Consider the following 15,032-nt stretch of genomic DNA (forward strand, 5'->3'; position numbering starts at 1 on the left):
CCGCTGCGCTCCAGCAGCCAGCGCAGCGCCCGGCCCTTGTTCCAGTCGATGTCGGGCAGCAGCTCGACCACCTTGCGGCCGTGGGCCACGCGCAGGCCGGCGAGTTCCGCACCGACCTGCCGCACGACGGCGATCACCCGGTCCACCTCGTCCGGGGGAACGTTGCGGTAGTGCGCGGCGAGCGCGAACCGCTTGCGGTCGACCAGCGCGCCGGTCACCGGTTCCAGCTCGGCGGACAGGCGTTGCTCGGCCACGTCGAGAGCGGGCAGCGCGGCTTCGCCCGCCTGCTGCGCGACCGGCTCGCCGCTGGGCCCGACCAGCTCGAACCCGTGGCTGCCCGCGTACCAGATGCCCTCGACCCGCACCCTGCAGCGCACGTCGCTGAGGTCACGGCCGCTGATCACCGCCACCGGGCAGCGGTGGACGAGGTCCTGCAGCGCCGTGCGGGTCGGCACCGGCAGCGAGACCTTCGTCGGATCTTTGCGGATCGGTGCGAGGGTGCCGTCGAAGTCCAGCAGCAGCACCGGGCGACGGCCTCGCAACCGGGTGGTGATCTCGTCCCAGCGCTCGAGCCCGTCGGGGACCTCGGACAGCCGCCGCTGCCCGGACGCCGCGACGGTGACGTCGGCCAGGGTGGACACCACCACGTCCGCCCCCGCGTCGACCAGACTGCTCGGCAGGCCCGTGCGGTCGATGCCGACGACCAGCGCGAAGCCACCGGCGCGGGCCGCCGCGACGCCTGCTTCGGCGTCCTCCACCACTGCTGTCCGAGATGGTGGTGCGCCCAGCCGCCGGGCGGCTTCGAGGAAGAGCGAGGGATCGGGTTTGCCGGACAACTCCAGCCCCGCTGCGACCAGGCCGTCGACGCGGACGCCGAACAGGTGCCCGATGCCGGCTCGTTCGAGCACGCGGGCGCAGTTGCGGCTCGCGGAGACCACGGCGGTTTCGATGCCGTGCTGGTGCAGCGACTCGACGAGCGAGATGGCGTCGGCGAACACCTCGACGCCCTGCGCGTCGAGCGCAGCCGAGAAGTGCGCGTCCTTGAGCTTGCCCAGGCCGTGGGCCGTTTCCTCCCCGGGCTCGTCGTCCGCATCGCCGCGGGACAGCCAGATCCCGCGGGAGCGCAGGAAGTCCAGCACGCCGTCGACGCGCGGCTTGCCGTGGACGTGGTGGCGGTAGTCGTCGTCGGTGAACGGGCGGTGGTCCTCCGCCGGGTTCGGGGCGCGCTCGGCCAGGTACTGGTCGAACAGGCCTTTCCACGCTGCGGAATGCAGCCGCGCGGTGTCGGTCAACACCCCGTCCATGCCGAACAGCACGGCGCGGTGGAGGTTCGGATCGATGCTGGTTGCGACCATGACTGCTCCACACCTGGAATCGGCGTGCTCGCGGAATACCCACTTCCGCTCCCGCTCCCACCGAGCGGTCAACCGGTCACGACGATCCCCGCGGCCACTGCGGCGGCGGGCAGCAGGAGCAGCGCCGCCAACCGGAGCGCGAAGCAGCGCGGTGGCGAAGTGCAGCAGGGCGGTCGTGGTGTCCACCGGGCACCGTCAGCCGGGGACGTCGCGGTCCAGCTCGTCGAGCCACGCGCGGGCGGTCGCGTCGCTGGGGGCGCGCCAGTCGCCGCGCGGTGACAGCGCGCCACCGGAGCCGATCTTGGGGCCGTTGGGCAGTGCCGAGCGCTTGAACTGGCTGGTCTGGACGAACCGGTGCAGGAACACGGCCAGCCAGTGCTTGATGGTGGGCAGGTCGTACTCGTTGCGCTCGTCCGGCGGGATCAGCGGCGGCCAGCTGCCCCGGTCGCGGTCGCCCCACGCGTGGTGCGCGAGGTAGGCGATGCGGCTGGGGCGGTACCCGAACCGCAGCAGGTGGTAGAGGTGGAAGTCCTGCAGCTCGTAGGGGCCGATGACCGATTCCGAGCTCTGCTCCGGTTGCTCCGCTCCGGGCCGTTCGGCGGGGACGAGCTCCGGTGAGATCACGGTGTCCACGATGGACTTCAGCACTTCGCCGGCGGTGCTGCTGAACTGCTCGGTGTCGATGGTCCAGCGGATCAGGTGCCGGACCAGCGTCTTGGGCACCGAGGCGTTGACGTTGTAGTGCGACATGTGGTCGCCGACGCCGTAGGTGCTCCAGCCCAGCGCGATCTCGCTGAGGTCACCGGTGCCCACCACGAGGGCGCCGTGCTGGTTGGCCAGCCGGAACAGGTGGGACGTGCGCTCCCCGGCCTGCACGTTCTCGTAGGTGATGTCGTGGACGGGTTCGCCGCGCGCCGCCGGGTGGTCGAGGTCGCGCAGCATCTGCATCGCCGACGGCCGGATGTCGATCTCACCGGCGGTGACTTCCAACGCGGCCATCAAGCGGTGCGCGTTGCGGCGGGTCCGCTCGCTGGTGGCGAAACCGGGCAGGGAGTACGCGAGGACGTTGCGGCGGGGCAGCCCGAGCCGGTCCATGCTCCGCGCGGCCACGATGAGCGCCTGGGTGGAGTCCAGTCCGCCGGAAACGCCGATCACGACCTTGTCGCCGCCGGTCGCGGCCAGTCGCCGGACCAGGCCTTGGGTCTGGATGTGGTAGATCTCCCGGCACCGCTCGCCCAGGGTCGCCGGATCGGAGGGCACGTAGGGGAACCGCGGGATTTCGCGGCGCAGCACGGCGGGGCCCGCCGGCGGGGCGAGGTCCAGGCGCACCCGGCGAATTCCGCGCACGTGGTCCGGGTGGTCGTGCGCGGCGTCGGCGAAGCTGGTCATCCGCATCCGGTCCTGCACCAGCCGTTCCAGGTCCACGTCGGCGGTGACCAGCTGCGCCTCGGAGCTGAAGCGGTCGCTCTCGGCCAGTGCCGCACCGTTCTCGTGGATCAGCGCGTGCCCGTCCCACGCCAGGTCCGTGGTGGACTCGCCGGGGCCCGCTGCGGCGTAGAGGTACGCGGCGATGCAGCGAGCCGAGTGCGCGGCGCACAACTGGCGCCGGTAGTCGGCCTTGGCGACGGTGATGTTGCTGGCCGAGAGGTTGATCAGGACGTGGGCGCCGGCCAGCGCGGCCCAGGTGCTGGGCGGTACCGGCACCCACAGGTCCTCGCAGATCTCGACGTGGAAGGTGAACCCTGGCAGCTGAGGCGCGTCGAACAGCAGGTCGTTGCCGAACGGCACGTCGTCGCCGAGCAAGCTCACGTGCCCGGAGAGGGCGTCGCGGGCGGCCGCGAAGTAGCGCTTCTCGTAGAACTCCCGGTAGGTGGGCAGGTAGCTCTTGGGGACCACGCCGACCACCGCGCCGCGGTGGACCACCACTCCGCAGTTGAACAGCCGATCGCCGAAGCGCAGCGGTGCGCCCACCACGAGCGCGCTGTTCAGCTCGCTGCTCGCGGACACCACGCGGCGCAGCCCGGACAGCACGGCGTCCAGCAGCGCGTCCTGGTGGAACAGGTCGTCGATGCTGTAGGAGGACAAGCCCAGCTCGGGGAAGAGCGCGAGCACCGCGTGGTCGGCGGCCGCGCGTCGTGCCAGCTCGATGGTGCGGTCGGCGTTGAGCTCGGGGTCGGCACCGCCGACCACGGGCACGCCTGCGGCGACCCGCGCGAAACCGTGCCGGTACAGAGATTCGAAGCCAGCCATCGCGGACACCCCGGTTCCAACGAGCTTCCCCAGTCTCGCTCAACGCGGTGCGACCGACCGGTCGTGCCAGCGCTCGACGAGGGGTGGACGCACGGTCTAGCCGCGCTGACGGCGGCCGGGGACGAAGGACCCTTAAGCGGGAACCGAAAGGCGAACAGCCTGGAAGTAGCCCGCTGCAGGAGCGTCCGATGAACTTCCGCCGGTTTGCGCGAACGATGGGGCTGACGTCGAATCCGCTTCGGCGCCGCTCGGACAAGGTCGTGACCGCGTTGATCCTCGGACTGCTCCTCATCGGCCTGCTCGGTGTCCCGGTCGCGGCGGTGGTGGCGGGGGAGACGTCCTACGACGCGGGTTTGCGCGCTGCCGCAGCCGCCGCTGCCACGCGGCACCAGGTCGATGCCACCGTGCTCAGCCCGCCCACGCCCGATGCGGTCGAGACCGGTACTGATGTCAAACCCCAGCGCTACTCGGCCGAGGTGCGGTGGACGGGAGCGGACGGAGCTCCGCACTTCGCGACGGCCTCGGTGGCGCCGAGCACCGTCGTGGGCAGCGCGGTCCCGCTGTGGGTCGACACCTCGGACCGGCTCTCGACGCCGCCGCGGAGCGAACGGCAGATCCACGATGCGGCCACCGGGACGGCCTTCGGTGCGTGGGCGGCGGGAGAAGTGGTGTGCATCGCGCTCATCGCCGGCGCCCGGGCTGCGGGAGAGGCGCTGGGAATCCGTTCCTGGGCCAGGGAGTGGGAAGTCGTCGGGCCGAAGTGGACCCGCCGCCAGCAGTACTGAGCCGTCGGGTGGTGCACTGCGTCAATCCCGGGTGCTTCCGGGCTGCGGCTCGGCGCTGCGGTGCCCTTGTACTCGGGGCATCCGGTGACCTCGTCGGCGTGGGACGAGGTGAGGTCGTTCAGCGCCGCGTCGGGGCAGTGGAAGGCCGCGAAGACCTCGTGACCATCGCCTCTAGCCGGGCTGCGGCGGGTGTTCCACGGTCGGGGGTGCCCTCCCGGAACGGAGGTGAGGACATGGGTGACAGGACTGATGAGACGCGGATGCGTCCTCCTGGCGTCGAATCGCCGACTTGGGAGGTCACCGAGCGCTCGGTGACGATCGACGACTTCGCGCCGCGCTGCGACGTCGGTGTGGCTGAACACGTGGTGACCGATGCTCCGCCGGAGGAGATGTACCGGGCGCTGCGGTATCTGGACCTGCTCGACATCCACTCGCGGATCGCGGATTTCGCGTGGTGGATGCGGGGGCTGCCGGAGCGGATCGAACGCCGTGTTCCGCCTCGGGAACCGACGCGGCTCACGTTCGACGACCTGTGCACCAGCGGTGAGTGGGTGCTGCTGGGTGAACAACCGGGCCGCGAGGTGGTTTTCGGTGCGGTGGGGCGGTTCTGGACGCCGATCGTGCGGATGGAGGAGATCTCGGCGGTGGAGTTTCCGGGGTACGGGAAGCCGGGGCGCGGCAAGATCGCCATGGCGTTCTCCGTGCGTCCGTACGGTCGCGGCGGCAGCATCGCGACCTACGATGTCCGCACCATGCTTGACGACCCGATCACCCGCCGGATCTTCACCTTGTACTGGCGCACGGTGCGGCCCTTCGTCAGGGCTATCATGCGCGCCACCCTCCGCACTGCGGCGAAGCGAGCAGTGCGACCGGATGCCGGGAGCGGGTGACGGTTCCGGCGGAGGTGTGAAGTGGGAGCCGGGAGCCACCGCGAGGCAGTCGTGGTGGGAGTGGACGGATCTGAGGCCAGCGTGCGGGCGTTGCGCTGGGCCTTGGTCGAGGCGCGGCGGCGGTGCCTTCCGGTGCACGCGATCATGGCCTGGGAGTCCAGGGCGGTTCTCGCCGGGCCGGGGCCGCTGCTGATGCGGCCGGACCAGACACCGCATGACGTGCGGGAACGGCACTGGCAGTCGCTGAACCGCGTTGCGCGGGTGAGTTTGGCCGGGGCCACGACGCCGGAGCTGCACGTCGAACTCGTCGAGGGCGATGCGGCGGAGGTGCTCACCGAACGCTCGGCGCACGCCGGGCTGCTCGTGCTGGGGGACAGCGGCCGGAGCCGTGTTTCCGAAGCGCTGCTGGGCGGTACGGCGCTCAAGTGCATCCACGAGGCGAGGTGCCCGGTGCTGATCGTCCCCGCGCGGATGCCGGTGGGCTTCGACGAGCAGACGTCACCTGGTGCCGCCGCCACCGACCCGGTGCTCGGCTGAGCCGGGAAGGTCATTCCCCTTGCGCGCGAAGAGGTTTCCCGCGCATCGGCCCCGTTCCGGCCGGACGCGTCGCGGGTACCCCGGCAGCGGCGGAGGCGAAACCGAGGGGGAGTGGCGCGATGTCAGGAAGAACGGTCCCGTCGCAGGAGACGATGCGCGCCGCGCTGGCCCTGGCGTGCCGGGCGCCGTCGGTGCACAACAGCCAGCCGTGGCGGTGGAAGCTGGCCGAGCACTCGGCGCACCTGCACCTCGACCGGTCCCGGCTCCTGCCGACGATCGACCCGACGGGGCGGGAGATGGTGATCAGCTGCGGTGCGGCCCTCAACCACGCCCGCATCGCGTTCGCCGCCGAGGGATGGCTGGCCCGGGTGCACCGCCTGCCGAACCCGGCGCAGCCCGAACACCTGGCGTCCATCGAGTTCTCCGAACTGGCCGAGGTCGACCCGCACGTGGAGGCGCTGGCAGCAGCGGCGGCGGAGCGGCGCAGCGACCGGCGCCCCTTCCTGACCGACCAGGTGCCGCAGGAAGTCCTCGCACCGCTGCGCGAAGTCGCGGGGCTGGAGTCCTGCACGCTCACCTTCGCGCTCGCGGACCGGGATCGCCGGGAGGTGGAGCTGGCCATCGAGCACGCCGGGTCGGTGCAGCGCAGACAACCCGAGTACCAGCAGGAACTCGCCGCTTGGTCGGGGAGGCACGCGTCCGCCGAGGGAGTGCCGGCGCGCAGCATCCCCGCCGAACACCTGCGCGGCATGCCCGAACGGGACTTCTCGCTGGTGGCCGAGGGGGAGCTGCCGGTGCCGATCCTGGACGACGGCGCGGTGCTGGCGGTGCTGTCCACCCGCGGCGACACCTTCGACGACTGGCTGGCCGCGGGCGAGGCGTTGAGCGCGGTGCTGCTGAGCGCGACCGAGCAGCGCTTGGCGACGTGCACGTTGAGCCAGATCGGCGAGGTCGCCGCATCCCGCAACGAGGTCCGGGCGGAGGTCCTCGGCGGCAGCGGCAATCCGCAGCTGGTGATCCGCATCGGCTGGCCGGTCACCCACGAGTTCCCCGGACCGCTCACCCCGCGCCGCCGGCTGTCGGAAGTCGTCGAACCGCTGTTCCCGGGGGACTGACCGGTCAGAGCCGGGTCCTGGCCGCCTCCAGCAGGATCTTGCGCTCGGCCACGTCCACGGCCTGCCGCACGGCGGGCACCGCGTCGGCGTTGACCGAGATCGACGTGATGCCCAGCCGGACCAGGTGCTCGGCGAACTCCGGGTCGTTGGACGGTGCTTGGCCGCACAGCGACGAGGTGATCCCGGCCCGGCGGGCCGCGCCGATGATGGTGCCGATCGCGTCCAGCACCGCGGGATCGGACTCGTCGAACAGCGGCGCGCACAGCTCGGAGTCGCGGTCGACGCCGAGCACGAGCTGGGTGAGGTCGTTGCTGCCGATGGAAACCCCGTCGATGCCCATGCGCGCGTACTCCGGCAGCCAGTGCTGCACGGACGGCACCTCGGCCATCACCCACCGGTGCAGCCCGGTGGAGTCGCCGAGCGGGCTGCGGTCGATCTCGTCCAGGCACTTCTGCAACTCCCAGCGGGTCCGCACGAACGGGATCATCAGGTGCAGGTTGGGGGTCTTCTCGCGCACCCGCGCGAGAGCGGCGAGCTCCACCCGGAACAGCGACGGATCGCGCACGTAGCGGTAGCAGCCGCGGTAGCCGATCATCGGGTTGTCCTCGACCGGTTCGAAGTCGTCCCCGCCGGTGAGGTGGCGGAACTCGTTGCTGCGGAAGTCCGCTGCGCGGTAGACGACCGGCCGGGGGAAGAACGCCGTCGCGATGGTGGACAGCGCTTCGGCGATCGCGCCGGTCACCGCTCCTTCCCGCCCGGCCGCGAGCATGCGTCCGGGATGCTCACCGCCGAGCGCCTCGGTGAGCAGGAATTCCGCGCGCAGCAATCCCACGCCGTCCACGGGCAGCGCAGCAGCTCGCTCAGCTTGGTCGGGCATCGCCAGGTTGAGGTAGATCCGGGTGACCGGGGAAGGCGCGGAAACCGCTGGGGCCTGGACCACCTCGACGGGCTGCCGGGGAGCGCTGACGACGCCTTCGGCCACGGTGCCGTTCGCCCCGTCGACGGTGACTTGCATGCCGTCGCGCAGGGTCCTGGTGGCCGTGCGGGTGCCCACCACGCACGGCAGCCCCAGTTCCCGCGCGACGATCGCGGCGTGGCAGGTCATCCCGCCGCTGTCGGTGACCAGCGCAGCGGCCTTGCGGATGGCCGGCAGCCAGTCCGGCGCGGTCATGGGCGCGACCAGCACTTCGCCGGACTGCAGCGCCCCGCCTTCGCTGGGGGACTGCATCACCCGAACTGCGCCCGAAGCCGTGCCGTAGGACGCTCCGAGTCCGGACACGAGCAGCGCGCCTGCTTCGGCGGGGAGTCGATGCCGGAGCGTCGTGATCGGGCGGGACTGCACCAGCCACCAGGTGCCGTCGGTGATCGCCCATTCCACGTCCTGCGGGCTCTGGTAGTGGTGCTCCACCTGGGCGAGCAGGTGTGCGAGATCGGTGATCTCGCCGTCGCTGAGCACCCGCTGATCGCTCTCCTCCGGCCCGACCGCGACCCGGACCTGTCGGCCGTCCGCCTCGCGCACGATCTTGAAGTCCTTGCGGCCGACGTTGACGTGCTGGAGCTGGGCGTCGGCCTTTCGGATCGTGTAGGTGTCGGGCTCCACGGCACCGCTGACGACGGATTCGCCGAGTCCGAAACCGGCCTCCACCAGCATCTCGTCGTTCGCCCCGCTCGCCGGGTTCGCGGTGAACGCCACGCCGGAGCGGTCCGCGTCCACCATCTGCTGCACGATGACGGCCATCGCAGGTGCCTCGAGCACGCGCTGCGCGGTGCGGTAGACGATCGCGCGGGGGCTGAACAGGGATGCCCAACAGTCGACCACCCGCGCGGCCAGCTCGTCGGCGCCGACGACGTTGGTGAAGCTCTCGTTTACGCCGGCGAAGGAGACGTCCGGAGCGTCCTCCGCGGTGGCCGACGACCGCACCGCGACCCGGCAGTTGCCATCGAGCTCGTCGTAAGCATCGAGCAGCGCAGCGCGCACCGGGGCCTCCATGCCCGCTTGGTGCACCAGACGTTGCAGCCGAGCACAGGCTTCGCTGAGCGCATCGGAGTCGTCGACGGAACCGCCGGCCTCGGCCAGCAACCGGTCGAGTTCCGGCTGCGCACCAGCTTCCGACATGCAGGCGCGGTAGGCGTCGGCGGTGACGACGAACCCCGGCGGGACCGGGAATCCGGCGCTGGTGAGCTCGCCCAGGTTCGCTCCCTTGCCCCCGGCCGCGGGCACGTCCGCCAGACCGAGCTCGCCGAGCCAGCGAATCCACGACATGGCCACCTCGCAACCAACAGGCCTCCGCTGACGCGGCGTCAGAGGCTCGTGCTCCGACCGACGTTCAACTTCAGATGGTGGGGAAGGTGATGCTCGAGGTGCGTGTCCGGACCGGGGAAGAACAAGGTCACCCGACCGTCGTCGAGCCAGTGAACCCGGAAGGGCTCACCACCTTCTCGGCCGCACACCTCGACGATCTGCCCCTGGCGACGATGTCCACCCAGGTGGACCGCCTCGACGACCAACCAGTCGCCCACTTCCGCACGCATGCGAATCCCTCGACAACACTCCCATCTCCAGTCTCGCGCCCGCGAAGCAAGCCGGACGAGTGCCGAAGGACTCCGAAACCACGAACCCCGGGTCGCTCGAGACGTGTTGCGGCAGGCCCCAGGTCCGGGTGCATCCTGGGCAAGCAGCGCACATGTGCTGCTCGCGGCAGGTTGGGGGTGCGGTGGCATGGTTGGCTATGGTTCGGCGATTCGGGACGAGCTGAGGCCTCGCACTCGTGAGCTCCGGCATGCGATACCGGAGGTGTACGAGGGTTACCGGCAGCTGCACGACGCTGCGCTCGCTCCGGGTGCGGTGGATGCCAAGACCAAGGAGCTGGTCGCTCTAGCCATCGCGGTGAGCAAGGAGTGCGACGGCTGCATCGCCGCGCACGCCCATGCAGCCGTCCAGCGCGGTGCGACACCACCAGAAGCAGCTGAGGTGATCGGCGTTGCTTTCTTGATGAACGGGGGGCCCGCCACGGTTTACGGGGCGCGGGCCTACGACGCGTTCACCGAGTTCTACAACACCCATTCCGCTGGAGGCCGGACTCAGGAGTGATCGTCTGGTCCGCCCCCGTTCCAGCGTCGCGGGCCCATCGGCTCTTCCGGTCGCGCGTGGAGTGCCGGAACATGCACTGCACGGGCTGGGAAGGGTGACCCGAGATGATGTGGGGTTATGGGCCGGGGATGACGTTCCTGCCGTTGGTGTGGATCGTGCTGATCGGCTTGATCGGCTGGGCTGTCTTCCTGTTGATCCCCAGCGGTGCGGGTAGCCGTGTTCAACGGGACACACCCGAGGAAACCCTGGCGCGCCGGTTCGCCGCAGATGAGATCGACGAAGACGCCTACCACCGAGCGCGAGAAGCGCTAGCACTGCGGCACCGGGCTTCTGCTGCGAGGGCTGCGTTGCGCGGCCGTCGGCTGCCGCTGACCGTGCTGGTCCTCGCCGTCGCGGCGTTGGTCGCTTCGGTGGTCTGGGTCGTCGGTGGGGTTGGCGGGTGGCGGGCGGTCAGTCCCGGTCAGCCGGCGGCGCCCGGGTACGGCATGCCCATGATGCCCGGTAACGGCGGTCTGCCGAGCCAGACCGCACCGGCGGCCGTGGCGAACTTCGACGATGCTCGCCGGGCCTCTGACGAGTTCGGGCAGCAGCGTGGCCTGCACACCGGCGAGGTCATGCAGTTCAGCAACGGTTATTACGCGGAACTCCTTGATCCCGGTGGGCACGGTGCCACCGAGGTCCTCATCGACCCGGCCAGCGGTGCGGTGTTCCTCGAACCCGGGCCGGCGATGATGTGGAACAGCGCCTACGGGATGATGCCCGCGCCTGTCCGGGGCAGGCCGCCCACCGTGACCGCTGAGCAAGCCGAGCAGATCGCCGATCAGTGGTTGGCGCAGAACAACACCGGCCTGCACGCGACCGATCCCACCGCATTCCCCGGCTACTACACGCTGCACGCCCTCCGCGGGGATCAGATCGCCGGGATGCTGTCGGTCAACGCCAGGACCGGAGCCGTCTGGTACCACAGCTGGCACGGGCAGTTCATCGCCATGCAGGACGCTCCCGCCCACCAGTCCTAGCGCCTGGCTTCGATCTTCGATGCTCCGCGAGATATATCAAGACAGGCTCCTAGCCGATCACTCTTGCCGGTTGGTGGCCTGCCGTGGATGCGGGTTCAGCGCCAGTCGTAGGGCCGGTGGTGATGGTGGTGGAGTTCGGTGGCGATCACGGCCGCTTGGGCTCGCCGCGCGACCCCCAGCTTGCTCAGCAAGCGGGAGACGTAGTTCTTGACGGTCTTCTCCGCCAAGAACATCCGTTCTGCGATCTGTCTGTTGGTCAGGCCCTGCCCGATGAGGTCGAGCAGAATGCGCTCCTGGCTGGTCAGTCCGGGAAGCTCGGCCGATTCGTCCAGCTTTGCTTGCAGGTTCGCCACCAGGTCCGCTGTTGCCCGCTCGCCCAGCAGGTGTTCGCCTGCGCCGGCAGTGCGCACGGCTGAGACCAGTTTGGTGTCCTTGATGTCTTTGAGAAGGTATCCGGCAGCCCCGGCGAGGATCGCATCGAGCATGGCTTGTTCGTCGGGGTAGGCGGTCAGCATCAGGCAGTTCACCTTCGGCAGCCGGGAGCGCAACTCCCGGCACAGCTCGACGCCGTTGCCGTCTGGCAGTCGCACGTCCAATACCACCACGTTCGGCTGCAGCGGCGGGATCCGGGCCAGCGCCTCGCGGACCGATGCCGCCTGCCCGACCACGGTGAGATCGGGTTCCGCATCCAGCAGGTCGGCCACACCGATTCGGGCGATCTCGTGGTCGTCTACCAAGAACACCGTGGTCGCGCCGCTCCCGGCAGGACCTCCGCTGGTCATGGTGCCAGCATACTAATAACCGCCCGATCGCCGCCCGGCCCTGCCGAACCTGCGTTCGGCGACGGCTGGGCCGAGGCGTCATTGACCGGTGGCCACGAAAGTGCCCCGGCCATGAACCACGACGATCGCACCACGTTCGACGAGGTCCACGACCCCCGGCGAACCGTCCCGCGAGCCACGTCGTAGATCTCTGCTAGCTCAAGCTCGGTCGGCATATGCGAGCCTGCTTCCAGGGCGCCCGACGCGATATCGGCGGCTACGTCGCTGGCGACCTGCCGCCACAACGTCACCGGGCCGTCGTGGTTGATTCGCTCGCTCCGTGGATATGGACCTTTATATAGGTCTGTGAATGTGAACCTCTCTAGATGTAGTGGTTTGTTTGTGCAGGTCAACAGGTAAACATCGTTGGTGTATGTGGGAGTCCCGCGGCCTCGATGACCGCGAAGCTGGTGACGGCGTAGACGGTTTCGCGAGTCCGTTTCCCGCTGCCACGCAGGGTGCGGGTCCGGGTCAACCGCAGGACCTGGGCCGCACCTGGAAAACCGATGCCGGTGGAGATCGTGGTGGCTTTGAGAGTACGGGTGTCCTGTCGGCCGTGCCCGCGTTCGCTGGCCACGGCCAGGGATGGAATGTCTTTCCAGGGAAGGCTTTTCACACGTTTCTGTAAACCCGGCTGGTTTGGCCTTGATCGTCAGGATGTAGTGGCCGCCGCGGTCCCGAATGCGTTGGGCGGTGTCGCGTCGGCAGTGCAACGCGTCCGGGGCGCCGAACGTTCCCGGTCCTCAGGCGGGAACCCGCCCCAGCTCCATGACCGGCGTGCGGCTGGTCTCGCGCGCGGTCAACGCCGCGATCGCCGAGACGACGCCACAGATCGCTGCGAAGACCGCGACCGGAACCCAGGCCGAGCCGCCCTCACCCATGATCGCGACGCCGATCGAGGGCGAGAAGCCGGCGATGAGGAAGCCGATCTGGGTGCCGATCGCGAAGCCGGTGTAGCGCACGCGGGCGTCGAACATCTCCGTGAAGAACGCTGGCCAGATCCCGTTCACCGCGCTGTAGGCGACGCCGGCGTGCAGAATTCCGATCACGAAGATCAGGACCATCGATCCAGTGCCCAATGCCCACAGGTAGGCGGCGAAGGTCGCTGCCGACGTGAGCGCCCCGAAGACCCACACCGGGCGACGGCCGATTCGATCGGACAGCGCCGCCCACAGTGGAATCGCGAAGATCGCCACAGCGTTGGCCGCCACCGACACCGACAGCAGGGTCGCCCGGTCCAGGCCGAGGTCGCCGGACGTCCCGTAGGAGAGGGTGAAGACGGCGAAGAGCGACTGGAACACCGCGAACAGCGAGCACCCGATCACGCGCAGCAGATCGCGCCACTGCTCGCGAACGAGCGTCACGAGCGGGAGCGCCTCGGCCTCGGCGGGCTCGTCGACCACCGACTCGAAAACGGGGGTCTCCTCCAGCCTGCGCCGGATGAGGTAGGCGATCGCGACGACGAAAACGCTCAGCAGGAACGGGATCCGCCAGCCCCAGGCGTGCAGGGAGTCGCGCGGCAGTGCCGCGACCGGGATGAACACCAGCGTGGCAAGCACCATGCCCGCCGCGAAGCCCGCCATCGTGAAGCTCGTGAAGAACCCGCGGCGGCCCTCCGGCGCGTACTCAAGGGTCAGCGTGCTGGCACCGGCGGCCTCGCCGCCGGCCGAGAGTCCCTGCAGCAGCCGACAGATCACGAGCAGCATCGGCGAGACGACGCCCACCGAGTCGTAGGTGGGCAGCAAGCCGATGGCCAGGCTGCTGGCTCCCATCAGCAGGAGCGTGGCGAGCAGGACGCCGCGCCTGCCGACACGGTCGCCGAAGTGCCCGAAGACGACGGCGCCGAGCGGGCGCGCGACGTAGGCGATGCCGAAGGTGGCGAGCGCCAACACCGTGGCGACCGTCGGGTTCCCCTGCGGGAAGAAGATGGTGCCGAACACGAGGGCGGCCGCGGACCCGTAGATGAAGAAGTCGTAGTACTCCAGCAGGCTGCCGAGGAACGCGGCGAGCGAGGCGCGACGGGCCAGCTGCGTGTGGTTCGCGCTGGGCGGAGCCTCCGAGCCGGGATCGGTGAGGGCGGAGCCGTGCTCGACAGCGGACACATGATCTCCTTTGGCCTGTGTCTAAGCGCCGGGTTCGTCCCGGCCGGGAGTACAGGAAGGGTGCAGCCCCCTTTCCTTGCGCGACACCGGTCCTCCATTGAATGAGAAACGGGCTTGGAGGACGATGGGGGCATGGCACGGTCCCCCTCAGGCGAGTCAGTCCTGACGCGCGTCGACCGCGTCTTGTCGTGTTTCGACGCCGATAACACGACGCGCACCGTTTCGGAGATCGCCCGGCACGCCGGGCTGCCCATCGCTACGGCGCACCGCCTGGTCAACGAGCTCGTCTCGCTGGGCTACCTGGAGCGCACTCCCGGCCGCCGGATTCGACTCGGTGTCCGCCTCTGGGAGCTGGCCTCCCGCGGTTCGCGGGCGCTCGGGCTGCGCGAGGCGGCCAGGCCCGTGATGGAGGACCTGCACGCCGTGGTCGGCCACCACACCCAGCTGGCGGTCCGGGACGGCCTGGAGGCACTCTTCCTGGAGCGACTCTCCACCCGGGGCGGCTCCCGCAACATCATCCGGGTGGCCGGCAGGCTCCCGGCTCACGCCTGCTCCTCAGGGATCGTCCTGCTCGCGCACGCCCCCGTGGACGTGCAGGAGCAGCTCCTCGCATCGACCCATCCGCGGTTCACCGACCGGACACCGACCGATCCGACGACACTGCGCCGGCTCCTGGCCGACACCCGCAGGCGCGGGGTCGTGGTCGCTGACGGGTACATCACGGTCGGGGCCACCGGCGTTGCTGTGCCCATCTGGGGGCCGCGGGATGACGTCGTCGCCGCGCTCAACGTCGTCGTCCCCTCAGACGAGGGCAACGCACCCGCCCAGATCTCCGCTCTCCTCGCAGCGTCGCGCTCTATCTCCCGCGCACTCGGCGCCAATCCCCGGCTCGACGCCGACCTCACCTCGATGCCGACCTGACTCGCGGCGACGCTCCCCGCCGTCACCCTCATCGCCAGCAAATTTTTCATTGAATGGAGCATCCGTTCCCCGACGGCGCCCCGGTGTCGATTGTGTGTCTACGCGGACAGCGGTGCCGCCGGCTCGTCGGCAGACGACCGGGCACC

The 15,032-nt window shown here is 69.9% G+C and carries 14 protein-coding genes; 7 read left to right on the forward strand and 7 right to left on the reverse strand.

What is annotated here, in order from left to right; translation table 11 throughout:
• Positions 1–1,355: trehalose-phosphatase (gene otsB / locus OU415_RS22170; protein WP_270950916.1), on the reverse strand; the 1,355-nt coding region annotated here is incomplete at its 3' end.
• Positions 1,356–1,550: 195 nt separating this feature from the next.
• Positions 1,551–3,605 carry an NAD(+) synthase gene (locus tag OU415_RS22175; RefSeq protein ID WP_270950918.1) on the reverse strand — a complete coding sequence of 685 codons (2,055 nt, stop codon included), beginning with the start codon at positions 3,603–3,605 and terminating at the stop codon, positions 1,551–1,553.
• Between the two features lie 215 nt (positions 3,606–3,820).
• On the opposite strand from OU415_RS22175, the gene OU415_RS22180 reads away from it, so the two are divergent.
• From OU415_RS22180 to OU415_RS22195, 4 genes are all read left to right on the forward strand, one after another.
• Positions 3,821–4,390: an Rv1733c family protein gene (locus OU415_RS22180; RefSeq protein ID WP_456300264.1), complete on the forward strand. Its 570-nt coding sequence runs from the start codon at positions 3,821–3,823 to the stop codon at positions 4,388–4,390.
• Between the two features lie 233 nt (positions 4,391–4,623).
• The gene (locus OU415_RS22185) at positions 4,624–5,280 is read left to right on the forward strand and encodes a hypothetical protein (RefSeq protein ID WP_270950920.1); all 657 of its coding nucleotides are present in this window, start codon (positions 4,624–4,626) and stop codon (positions 5,278–5,280) included.
• A 21-nt stretch (positions 5,281–5,301) separates the two neighbouring features.
• Entirely contained in the window at positions 5,302–5,817 is a 516-nt protein-coding gene (locus OU415_RS22190) for a universal stress protein (protein ID WP_270950921.1), read from the forward strand.
• Positions 5,818–5,936: 119 nt separating this feature from the next.
• Positions 5,937–6,932: an Acg family FMN-binding oxidoreductase gene (locus tag OU415_RS22195; RefSeq protein ID WP_270950922.1), complete on the forward strand. Its 996-nt coding sequence runs from the start codon at positions 5,937–5,939 to the stop codon at positions 6,930–6,932.
• Between the two features lie 4 nt (positions 6,933–6,936).
• Here OU415_RS22195 and ppsA read toward each other — a convergent pair whose 3' ends face one another.
• Positions 6,937–9,195 carry a phosphoenolpyruvate synthase gene (gene ppsA, locus OU415_RS22200; protein WP_270950924.1) on the reverse strand — a complete coding sequence of 753 codons (2,259 nt, stop codon included), beginning with the start codon at positions 9,193–9,195 and terminating at the stop codon, positions 6,937–6,939.
• A gap of 38 nt (positions 9,196–9,233) precedes the next feature.
• Positions 9,234–9,653: a DUF1918 domain-containing protein gene (locus OU415_RS38255; RefSeq protein ID WP_333778455.1), complete on the reverse strand. Its 420-nt coding sequence runs from the start codon at positions 9,651–9,653 to the stop codon at positions 9,234–9,236.
• A gap of 73 nt (positions 9,654–9,726) precedes the next feature.
• On the opposite strand from OU415_RS38255, the gene OU415_RS22210 reads away from it, so the two are divergent.
• Together OU415_RS22210 and OU415_RS22215 are read left to right on the forward strand one after the other, a co-directional pair.
• Complete coding sequence (locus tag OU415_RS22210) at positions 9,727–10,023, forward strand: carboxymuconolactone decarboxylase family protein (protein ID WP_408641892.1); 297 nt, start codon at positions 9,727–9,729, stop codon at positions 10,021–10,023.
• A 104-nt stretch (positions 10,024–10,127) separates the two neighbouring features.
• A complete protein-coding gene (locus OU415_RS22215) occupies positions 10,128–11,042 on the forward strand; it encodes an SHOCT domain-containing protein (protein ID WP_270950930.1) in 915 nt (304 codons plus the stop codon).
• Positions 11,043–11,137: 95 nt separating this feature from the next.
• On the opposite strand, the gene OU415_RS22220 is transcribed toward OU415_RS22215, so the two are convergent.
• From OU415_RS22220 to OU415_RS22225, 3 genes are all read right to left on the reverse strand, one after another.
• Positions 11,138–11,824, reverse strand: coding sequence for a response regulator (locus OU415_RS22220; protein ID WP_270950931.1), 687 nt, complete (start codon positions 11,822–11,824; stop codon positions 11,138–11,140).
• Positions 11,821–12,114 carry a GntR family transcriptional regulator gene (locus tag OU415_RS38375; protein ID WP_351044331.1) on the reverse strand — a complete coding sequence of 98 codons (294 nt, stop codon included), beginning with the start codon at positions 12,112–12,114 and terminating at the stop codon, positions 11,821–11,823. The genes OU415_RS22220 and OU415_RS38375 overlap by 4 nt, the downstream gene beginning before the upstream one ends.
• A 492-nt stretch (positions 12,115–12,606) precedes the next feature.
• On the reverse strand, positions 12,607–13,965 hold the full coding sequence (locus OU415_RS22225) for an MFS transporter (RefSeq protein ID WP_270950932.1): 1,359 nt from the start codon (positions 13,963–13,965) through the stop codon (positions 12,607–12,609).
• A gap of 132 nt (positions 13,966–14,097) precedes the next feature.
• On the opposite strand from OU415_RS22225, the gene OU415_RS22230 reads away from it, so the two are divergent.
• The gene (locus tag OU415_RS22230; RefSeq protein WP_270950933.1) at positions 14,098–14,886 is read left to right on the forward strand and encodes an IclR family transcriptional regulator; all 789 of its coding nucleotides are present in this window, start codon (positions 14,098–14,100) and stop codon (positions 14,884–14,886) included.
• Positions 14,887–15,032: the final 146 nt, after the last annotated feature.

Origin of the sequence: Saccharopolyspora oryzae (assembly GCF_027853915.1) — a bacterium.
Classification (GTDB): domain Bacteria; phylum Actinomycetota; class Actinomycetes; order Mycobacteriales; family Pseudonocardiaceae; genus Saccharopolyspora; species Saccharopolyspora oryzae.

Coding starts and splice junctions, on each gene's coding strand:
- OU415_RS38255 (WP_333778455.1), bottom strand. CDS start 9,653: ATGCCACCGCACCCCCAACCTGCCGCGAGCAGCACATGTGCGCTGCTT.
- ppsA (WP_270950924.1), bottom strand. CDS start 9,195: ATGTCGTGGATTCGCTGGCTCGGCGAGCTCGGTCTGGCGGACGTGCCC.
- OU415_RS22175 (WP_270950918.1), bottom strand. CDS start 3,605: ATGGCTGGCTTCGAATCTCTGTACCGGCACGGTTTCGCGCGGGTCGCC.
- OU415_RS22215 (WP_270950930.1), top strand. CDS start 10,128: ATGATGTGGGGTTATGGGCCGGGGATGACGTTCCTGCCGTTGGTGTGG.
- OU415_RS22230 (WP_270950933.1), top strand. CDS start 14,098: ATGGCACGGTCCCCCTCAGGCGAGTCAGTCCTGACGCGCGTCGACCGC.
- OU415_RS22220 (WP_270950931.1), bottom strand. CDS start 11,824: ATGACCAGCGGAGGTCCTGCCGGGAGCGGCGCGACCACGGTGTTCTTG.
- OU415_RS22195 (WP_270950922.1), top strand. CDS start 5,937: ATGTCAGGAAGAACGGTCCCGTCGCAGGAGACGATGCGCGCCGCGCTG.
- OU415_RS22185 (WP_270950920.1), top strand. CDS start 4,624: ATGGGTGACAGGACTGATGAGACGCGGATGCGTCCTCCTGGCGTCGAA.
- OU415_RS22180 (WP_456300264.1), top strand. CDS start 3,821: ATGGGGCTGACGTCGAATCCGCTTCGGCGCCGCTCGGACAAGGTCGTG.